This is a genomic window from Caballeronia sp. (assembly GCF_028292365.1).
Classification (GTDB): Bacteria; Pseudomonadota; Gammaproteobacteria; order Burkholderiales; family Burkholderiaceae; genus Caballeronia.
In genome coordinates, this window is the sequence record NZ_JAQGMM010000267.1 from 1 (window position 1) to 9414 (window position 9414).

Annotated in this window: 9 protein-coding genes; 3 read left to right on the forward strand and 6 right to left on the reverse strand. The window is 60.4% G+C overall.

Annotation, left to right across the window (positions count from 1 at the left end):
- The 3 genes from JWR14_RS16795 to JWR14_RS16805 all read left to right on the forward strand — a co-directional run.
- The coding region (locus JWR14_RS16795) for a superoxide dismutase family protein (protein WP_299708760.1) at positions 1-181 on the forward strand (181 nt) is incomplete at its 5' end.
- A 224-nt stretch (positions 182-405) separates the two neighbouring features.
- Positions 406-975, forward strand: coding sequence for a dCTP deaminase (gene dcd / locus JWR14_RS16800; protein WP_089163519.1), 570 nt, complete (start codon positions 406-408; stop codon positions 973-975).
- A 103-nt stretch (positions 976-1078) separates the two neighbouring features.
- Positions 1079-3373, forward strand: a complete 2295-nt coding sequence (locus JWR14_RS16805) for an arginine/lysine/ornithine decarboxylase (RefSeq protein ID WP_299708771.1) — start codon at positions 1079-1081, stop codon at positions 3371-3373.
- Positions 3374-3446: 73 nt separating this feature from the next.
- On the opposite strand, the gene JWR14_RS16810 is transcribed toward JWR14_RS16805, so the two are convergent.
- From JWR14_RS16810 to JWR14_RS16835, 6 genes are all read right to left on the reverse strand, one after another.
- Positions 3447-4388: a bestrophin family ion channel gene (locus JWR14_RS16810; protein ID WP_299708774.1), complete on the reverse strand. Its 942-nt coding sequence runs from the start codon at positions 4386-4388 to the stop codon at positions 3447-3449.
- Between the two features lie 126 nt (positions 4389-4514).
- A complete protein-coding gene (gene argH / locus JWR14_RS16815) occupies positions 4515-5924 on the reverse strand; it encodes an argininosuccinate lyase (RefSeq protein WP_299708777.1) in 1410 nt (469 codons plus the stop codon).
- A 201-nt stretch (positions 5925-6125) separates the two neighbouring features.
- The gene (locus JWR14_RS16820) at positions 6126-6908 is read right to left on the reverse strand and encodes an anti-sigma factor (protein ID WP_299708780.1); all 783 of its coding nucleotides are present in this window, start codon (positions 6906-6908) and stop codon (positions 6126-6128) included.
- Positions 6908-7648 carry a sigma-70 family RNA polymerase sigma factor gene (locus JWR14_RS16825; RefSeq protein WP_366144553.1) on the reverse strand — a complete coding sequence of 247 codons (741 nt, stop codon included), beginning with the start codon at positions 7646-7648 and terminating at the stop codon, positions 6908-6910. Before JWR14_RS16825 ends, JWR14_RS16820 begins: the two co-directional genes overlap by 1 nt.
- A gap of 200 nt (positions 7649-7848) precedes the next feature.
- On the reverse strand, positions 7849-8709 hold the full coding sequence (locus JWR14_RS16830; RefSeq protein ID WP_299708783.1) for a helix-turn-helix transcriptional regulator: 861 nt from the start codon (positions 8707-8709) through the stop codon (positions 7849-7851).
- A 395-nt stretch (positions 8710-9104) separates the two neighbouring features.
- The coding region (locus JWR14_RS16835) for a phosphoenolpyruvate carboxylase (RefSeq protein WP_299708787.1) at positions 9105-9414 on the reverse strand (310 nt) is incomplete at its 5' end.

Genomic DNA, 9414 nt, shown 5'->3' on the forward strand with positions numbered 1-9414 from the left:
CATCCGCGCGGACGCGAACGGCTCGGCCACGGGTTTTATCGTTGCGCCGGATGTCTCGCTCGACGGCGAGCGCTCGGTGTTGTCGCGCGCCATTCTGCTTCATCGAGATGCTTCCGATTACTACTCGCTCATGCCGCACGGCGCGGGTCCCGCACTCGCTTGCGGCGTGATCCGGCAATGAAATCGGATCGGTTTTTAGTCTCCTGATCAGACGTTTACAACGCTCGACCCGGCCTGTCGGCCTAGCGCGCGTCGCGCAGCCATCACATCAAGTAAAATACGCGCTTCCCGTCTGGTCCGGCTGGCTTCGGAGTGCTTCTGCACGGATTCCAAGCCTCCGGCCATGCCCTGTTTCAAGCACGGCGGCCTCTGTCGAGCCGCCTCTTTCGTTGAGTAGCGTTCCCTATGAGCATCAAGTCCGACAAGTGGATCCGGCGCATGGCCGAAGCGCACAACATGATCGAGCCGTTCGTGCGCGATCAGGTGCGGGTGTCCGAAGACGGCAGGAAGATCGTGAGCTACGGCACGTCGAGCTACGGCTACGACATTCGCGTGGCCGACGAATTCAAGATCTTCACCAATATCAACTCCACCATCGTCGATCCGAAGAATTTCGACGAAAAATCGTTCGTCGACTTCAAGGGCGACGTCTGCATCATCCCGCCCAACTCTTTCGCGCTTGCGCGGACGGTCGAATATTTCCGGATTCCGCGCTCGTGCCTGACGGTTTGTCTCGGCAAATCCACGTACGCGCGCTGCGGGATTATTGTGAATGTGACGCCGTTCGAGCCCGAATGGGAAGGGTATGTGACGCTCGAATTCTCGAATACGACACCTTTGCCTGCCAAAATCTACGCGAACGAAGGCGTGGCGCAGGTTCTCTTCTTTGAAAGCGATGAGATCTGCGAGACCTCATACGCCGATCGTGGGGGCAAGTATCAAGGGCAAATCGGCGTAACGCTGCCGAAAACCTGACGTTTCTTGACCGTTAGAAACGTCATTGCAACGCTTTTGAAAGACCGCTGGACTCGAGCATGCACAACTCGGTCAGCGGTCGTTCCATTTGGAGATTCGCCGCATGAAGTTCCGTTTTCCCGTCGTCATCATCGACGAAGATTTTCGCTCCGAGAATATCTCGGGTTCCGGCATCCGCGCGCTCGCCGAGGCGATCCAGGGTGAAGGCGTCGAGGTGCTCGGGCTGACGAGTTACGGCGATTTGACGTCGTTTGCGCAGCAATCGAGCCGCGCGTCGTGTTTCATATTGTCGATCGATGACGACGAATTGTTGCCGTACGTGGATAACGTCGTGGTGGCCGAAGGCGATACGCCGGAGCTGGCCTCTGCGATCGTCGCGTTGCGCGCGTTCGTGCAGGCAGTCCGACGACGCAATGCGGATATCCCGATTTTTCTGTACGGCGAAACGCGCACGTCGCGGCACTTGCCCAACGACATCCTGCGCGAGTTGCACGGCTTCATTCACATGTTCGAGGACACGCCGGAGTTCGTGGCGCGCCACATTATTCGTGAGGCGAAGGTCTACCTCGACGCGCTGGCGCCGCCGTTCTTCAAGGAACTCGTGCAGTACGCGGAAGAGGGTTCGTACTCGTGGCATTGTCCGGGGCATTCGGGCGGCGTGGCGTTCCTGAAGAATCCGCTCGGGCAGATGTTCCACCAGTTCTTCGGCGAGAACATGTTGCGGGCGGACGTGTGCAATGCCGTCGATGAACTCGGGCAATTGCTTGATCACACCGGGCCGATCGCGGCGTCCGAGCGCAACGCGGCGCGCATTTTCAGCGCGGACCATTTGTTCTTCGTGACCAACGGCACGTCGACGTCGAACAAGATTGTCTGGCACGCGACCGTTGCACCTGGCGATATCGTTCTGGTCGACCGTAATTGCCACAAGTCGATCCTGCATGCGATCACTATGACCGGGTCCATTCCCGTATTCCTGACGCCTACCCGCAATCATTTCGGTTTGATCGGCCCCATTCCGCGCGACGAGTTCAAGCCGGAAAACATCCGCAAGAAGATTGAAGCGAATCCGTTTGCGCGCGAGGCGCTCGCTAAAAATCCGAACGTGAAGCCGCGTATTTTGACGATCACGCAAAGCACGTATGACGGCATTGTCTACAACGTCGAGATGATCAAGGACCTGCTTGGCGACATGCTCGACACGCTTCACTTCGACGAAGCCTGGTTGCCGCACGCCGAGTTCCACGAGTTTTACCAGGACATGCACGCCATTGGCGCGGGGCGTCCGCGTACGGGCGCGCTGGTGTTCGCCACGCACTCCACGCACAAGCTGCTGGCGGGGATTTCGCAGGCATCGCAGATCGTCGTTCAGGACTCCGAGAACAGCACATTCGACAAGCATCGCTTCAACGAGGCGTACCTGATGCATACGTCGACGAGCCCGCAATACGCGATCATCGCGTCCTGCGACGTCGCTGCGGCCATGATGGAGCCGCCGGGTGGCACGGCGCTGGTGGAGGAATCGATTGCGGAAGCGCTTGATTTCCGCCGCGCCATGCGCAAGGTCGATGACGAATACGCCGACGAGTGGTTCTTCAAGGTGTGGGGACCGGAAGCGCTGGCGGAAGAGGGCATTGGCGATCGTGAGGAGTGGGTGTTGAAGCCGAACGATCGCTGGCATGGATTCGGCCCGCTTGCCGAAGGCTTCAACATGCTCGATCCGATCAAGGCGACCATCATTACGCCCGGACTCGACGTGGACGGCGAGTTCGGTGAGACCGGAATCCCGGCTGCAATCGTGACGAAATATCTGGCGGAGCACGGGATTATTGTTGAGAAGACCGGGCTCTATTCGTTCTTCATCATGTTCACGATCGGCATTACGAAGGGCCGCTGGAATTCGATGGTCACCGAGTTGCAGCAGTTCAAGGACGATTACGATAACAACCAGCCGTTGTGGCGTGTATTGCCTGATTTCATCGCGCAGCATCCTTCATATGAGCGCATGGGATTACGGGATCTTTGCGCGCAGATTCACAGCGTTTATCGGGCTAATAATATTGCTCGATTGACCACTGAAATGTATCTGTCGAGCATGGAACCGGCCATGAAGCCGTCCGAAGCGTATGCGAAGCTGGTGCATCGGGAGATCGATCGTGTGCCTATCGATGAACTCGAAGGGCGTGTGACCAGTATTCTGTTGACGCCGTATCCGCCGGGAATTCCGTTGCTGATTCCTGGCGAGCGGTTCAACAAGACGATCGTCGATTATTTGCGTTTTGCGCGTGAATTCAACGAGCGCTTCCCAGGCTTCCACACGGATATCCACGGGTTGGTTGGGGAAATGATCAACGGGCGTATTGAGTATTTCGTCGATTGCGTGGCGCTCGAAAAATGATTTGACGGTGTAGGAATGCTGGAATGACTAAGGCCCGCGTAATGCGGGCCTTAGTCATTGGTGCACCCGCTTCTTAGGTAACGATAAACCGGCGCGCTGCGACGCCCGGCTCCGGCAAGGCCTTCGGTGGCCGCGGGAACGCCGGGTCAGCAGCCATATCGTGGAGCGCGGTTTCCAGCGAGTCGCAGAGCGCGGTCAACGCCAGGTCGTTTTCCTCCAGGCCGAACGGATCTTCGATCTGCGCAGCAATCGCTTCCAGCGACATGAACGCGTATGCGACCAGCAGCGCGAACAAGGGTGTGAGTAGACCTGCTCCATCGACAAGCCCAAACGGCAGCATCACGCAGAACAGATACACGGTCCGGTGGATCATCACCGAATACGAAAACGGCAGGGGCGTCGACGCCAGCCGTTCGCAGCCACCGATCACGCCAGACAGCTCGTTCAGGTTTTGCTCGAAGGCGAGCACACCGTAGCCGTCGAGTGCACCTTCGCGAGCGCGCGTGCTCGACCATTCACCGAGCCATCGCAGGATCAAGGACGACCGGCATTGCGCTTGAACGACGCGTTGATAAAGCGCCGGCGGAAGGCGCGTGGCGAGATCGGGGAGGGGATCGGTGCGGCGCATTTCGTGACGCAGCGCGTGACCGAGTGCACCAATTGCCGCGATGAACTCACGCGTGTCTTCAATTTTTACGCCGCGCGGCAGCGTAAGCGCTTGCCGCGCAATCGAGCGGCCGTGGATCAACAACGAACCCCACAGCTTGCGGCCCTCCCACCAGCGCTCATAACTCGCGCTATTGCGAAAACCGAGGAACACGGCGAGCGCGATACCCACCAGCGCGAACGGTGGCGTGCCGAGCCCGACGGGGTAATTGCGCACGTGGTCGTGCATCACGATCGCCGCGACGGACAGCACGAAGATCAATGCGAGACGTGGTAGTAGCTGCGGCAGCACGGAACCGCGCCAGACGAACAGCATGCGGAACCAGTTGAGTTTGGGACGGATGATCATGGGCGGGTCGGAAACAACGGAGGTAATTGCATGCTGTGCACTTGTTACGCGCGACTGTAGCTACATCGGGACCGATCGTAGCCAAATAAGCTACGATCGGTCCCGCAATGCGCGCCGCTGGCTGCCTTAATTACCCAACGCTGCCCGAGCCGCCTTCGCCGCCGCCCGAACCTGCTCCGGCGCGGTTCCACCGGCGTGATTCCGGCTGGCAACCGAGCCCTCAAGCGTGAGGTACTCGAACACATCCTCGCCAATCAAACGCGCCACGTTCGGCAATTCCGCACGCATTTCATCCAGCGTCAGATCGGCCAGATCGCAGCCGCGGTCCACGCAGATCCGCACGGCCAGCGCCACCGCTTCGTGTGCGTCGCGGAACGGCAGGCCACGTTTCACCAGATAGTCCGCGAGATCGGTTGCCGTCGAGAAACCCTGCAGCGCGGCGGCGCGCATGGCGTCCGGCTTGACCGTGATGCCCGCTGCCATTTCGGCGAAGATGCGCAGGGTGTCCGAGACGGTATCGACGGTATCGAACAGCGGTTCCTTGTCTTCCTGATTGTCCTTGTTGTACGCAAGCGGCTGGCCCTTCATCAGCGTCAGCAAAGCAATCAGATGCCCATTCACGCGCCCCGTCTTGCCACGCGCCAGTTCGGGCACGTCGGGGTTCTTCTTCTGCGGCATGATCGACGAGCCGGTGCAGAAGCGGTCAGCCAGGTCGATGAACCCAACCCGCGGGCTCATCCACAGCACGAGTTCTTCGGAGAAGCGCGACACGTGCGTCATGATCAACGCAGCAGCCGCGGTGAATTCGATGGCGAAATCGCGATCCGACACGGCGTCGAGCGAGTTCGCGCAGATGCCATCGAAGCCGAGCGTCTTCGCAACGGCATGGCGATCGATCGGGTAACTCGTGCCGGCGAGCGCCGCTGCGCCAAGCGGCAGGCGGTTCACGCGCTTGCGGCAATCGAGCAGACGCTCGCTGTCGCGGCTGAACATTTCGACGTAAGCCAGCAAGTGATGGCCGAACGTCACAGGCTGCGCAACTTGCAGATGGGTGAAACCGGGCATGATTGTTTCGGCGTTTTGCTCGGCAATATCGATCAGCGCGCGGCGCAGCGCGACCAGCAATTCACCAATCCGGTCAATCTCGCCACGCAGCCAAAGACGGATATCGGTCGCGACCTGGTCGTTGCGCGAGCGGCCGGTGTGCAGGCGTTTGCCGGCATCGCCAATCAGCGCCGTCAGACGTGCTTCAATGTTCAGGTGCACGTCTTCCAGATCGAGTTTCCACTCGAATTCGCCGCGTTCGATTTCGCCACGGATCTGCGTCAACCCTTTCTGGATGGCCTGGAAATCCGCATCGGCGATGATCTTTTGCGCGGCCAGCATGGCGGCATGGGCCAGCGATCCCTCGATATCGACGAGCGCGAGGCGTTTGTCGAAGAACACCGATGACGTGTAGCGCTTGACCAGATCGGACATTGGTTCGTTGAAGCGAGCCGACCAGGCTTCGCCTTTTTTGTGCAGTTGGGACGTCATAGTGATGTTCGTAAGAGGGCGGAAAATCGATGGCAGGCGGCCGGGCGTAGCGCAATCCGGATAGAAACCCGCGGAACTGGCGATTTTACAGGCAATGAGAACCGGGAACCATCGAACGGAGGGATGCGGGCCGTCCAACACGCGTATGCCAGGCGCAAAAAAAGGAGCGCCTCGCGACGCCCCTTGATCAAACGATAACCGTCACGCTGCTGGAATCACCTTACCCGTATAGACGACCGGACCCGTCGGCCCATTCGGATTCGGCGATCCGCCGACAGGCTCCACGGACACTGCCAACATCGGATACGCATTCACAGAAGCCGCTTTGAACCGCGCGGTTCCCCCGACTGGCAGCACGCCGAGCGAAACCGGGTGCCCTTCCTTGGGCAGGCCCCAGAGCTGCATGGATTTATCGGAGGGATCCGACGACCCGCTCAAACGCCGAACGGTGACTTCGGAAGTCCGGTCGTCCCAAGTCACGAGCATCCTCGCGTTCGATTTGTCATCGGCAAGCGTAGCGACATAACCAATCCGCGGTTCCTGCGCGACTTGCGGCGCGGGCACGGGGGCTGGCACGGGCGCCACAGTAGACAGTTCGCGAATGGACACGACCAGCGCAATCGCTGCAATGGCTGTAGCGGCGATCGACCAGCCACGCCAGAACGACAGGTTCTCGAACCAGCCGGGTTTCGTAGCCGGAGCAGCAACCGGCGGAACCGGCCGGGCCGCAGCCGCATCGCGCCGGGCGTTCACCAGGTTCAAGCGCCGCTCGATAGCCGGCCAGATCTCCGGTGGCGGTGCAACGGCGGCTCCGAGCTCGGTCATTGCCGCCAATCGCAAACGCCAGGTTTCCACGGCCAGGCGAATCGCCGGATCGCGCTGCGAAATGGTTTCAAACCGTCTGCGCGATCCCCCGCGCAGCACGCCGAGCGTGTACTCGGCAGCAAGTTGGTCTACCAGGCCTGCGTATCGGTGCAGATCCATCACAGACCTCCCAGGCACGTTTTAAGTTTTTCGAGGCCGCGCCGAATCCAAGACTTCACTGTGCCAAGCGGTACTTTCAGGACATCGGCCACTTCGCTGTGGCTCTGATCACGCAGGTAGGCCAGCGCCACGGCCTGTCGCTGGTTGGCTTCGAGCCGCTCCATGCAGATGGCGAGTTGCCGCGCTTCCTGGCTCATCAACATCTGCTCGGAGGGATCTGCCTCATTGGTCGGCAAGGTATCGTCCAACGCGTCGCTCCATTCTGTTTCGGCGCTTGCCCCGTTGGCCTTTTGCCGCCGCAAATAATCGAGGGCCCGGTTGCGGACGATCGCCGCCATCCAGGTCATCGGCGCGGAGAGGCCGGCTTTGTAATCGCCCGCGTATCGCCAGATATTGACGAACGCGTCCTGCAAAACCTCTTCGGCCCACTCACGCTTCACCAATATACGAAGCGCGAGGCCAAACAGTTTCGAGGAAGTTAAATCGTAGAGCGCGCGCAACGCGGCGGCATCTTCGGTGGCGACACGATCGAGCAATTGCACGAGGGTGTCGGGGGTCGGGTCGTGGGGAAGTGTTGGTGTCATGGGACCGGTCGGGTAGACGGCGCGATTGATCTTATAGAAATAATCAATACGAACCGCGTTGGTTTTTTTGCATCCGGATGCATCCGTTTCGCTTTTACCTGCGTACCAACGGATACGAGCCCCCGCTGCGCGCGAAACAATCGACGCGTTGCGCAAAGCTCACCATGTGTCCCCGTTCTCCGCCGGCCCTGCCGGGGAGATGCGGCTTTGCCCGACCAAATAGGTCGGGCATTTTTTTCGGCTATCAGGTGCACAGAAGCATGCCGAAAGCCCGGATTCGCGTGTCTTGCGCCTGTTCAGGAGCGCTCGGCGATGGTCGCCGTGCTTGACGGAGCGCGTTGACACGCCTCGCCCAGCTATTCCCGGCTGCGTTCTGCCGCGTCCGAACCCACCAGCATCACCAGCTTCAAATCCTCCCGATGCGCCGGCTTGAACGTAATCTGGTCGAACACCAGCCGGCCGCGGGTTGGATGATTGAATTCCCGCGTGCCGCCTTCCCGTTCTCCCACGTCCTGCGACGCCCAAAAACGTGCGAACGCATCGCTGGCGGCACTGAGCGAATCGATCAGCGCTCGCGTGGGCGCATCGTTCAGATGGCGGATTGAATCCGCCCGGAATTCCGCGACCAGTCTTCGCGCGCGCGTCTCCCAATCTACGATCAAGCTTTGCGCCCCGGGCGCGGTAAACGTGAAGCTAAGCAGATTACGGTCCTGAACGCCGTCCAGCCAGCCGGTGAACAACGCTGCCGCCTGTGCGTTCCAGCGCAACGCGTTCCACTGCCGGTCGAGGACGTAGGCGGGCGCATCGATCAGTTCCACCGATTTCAGCAGCGCTGCCGGCGCGTCCTGCGCTGCCGGATCGGGTTCGGCGGGGTCGCGCTGGGCGGCCAGTTCAAAGAGATAGGCTCGTTCGGCCCGTGATAACTGCAACGCCATGGCGATGCGCGCAAGCGCGTCGGCGGAAGCGGATACGGGCCGTCCTTGTTCGATCCAGGTGTACCAGGTCGGACTGACACCGCACAACTGGGCCACCTCTTCGCGTCGCAAGCCGGGCGTGCGGCGGCGCGGGCCGGGCGGCAGGCCGACGGCCATCGGCGACAGCCGTTCCCGATGCGCGCGGATAAAGTCGCCAAGCGCGCGGGCCGGCGTGGCGTCGAGTGGGGGCGTGGCGTCGGTTTTGATAGCTGCGGGGGCGGCGATGGTGGGTGACAAGGGCATGAGGCTCAATACGCACTTTGGAAAGTCAGACAGCGGCTCGGGTAGTTTAGATACCAGAATAACCGCGCAACTTGTACCGGTACAAGAGGGCGCCCATTGTAGCGTCGTGGCTGGCAAGAAAATACTGACGGAACCTGTAGCGATGGGTAAGACGCGTTCAGCGAACTGCCCACACGGCCGGGTCCCGCGCGGCCGCAATTGATTGCCGCCGGGATTTGATAACTTGCCCATAACGGCGCGGCGATCACTCGACGCGTCCCTTGCCGCGGGAGCACGCAGTCCATCAAATGCACCATGAACCGATGATTGACCTTGCGGCGGCGAAATGAAAAAAGCCGGCTGTGAATTACACGAGCCGGCTTCTTCGATGAAGCAATCACATTGCTTCCGCTAGATCACCCCGTATTACGCAATCCCGCCGCAATCCCGTTGATCGTCAAATGAATCCCGCGTCCGAGCCGCACGTTGTCATCCCCCGCTCGATGGCGTTTCAGCAACTCCACTTGCAAGTGATTCAGCGGATCGAGATACGGAAAGCGGTTTTTAATCGACCGTGCGAGCAGCGGATTGTTCGCCAGCCGCTCGTTGTTCCCCGTGATCTCCGACAACACGTTCGACGTCCGTTCCCATTCCGCCACGATCCGGCCGAACACGTGCTTGCGGAGTTTTTTATCGGTGACGAGCTGCGCGTAACGCGATGCCACC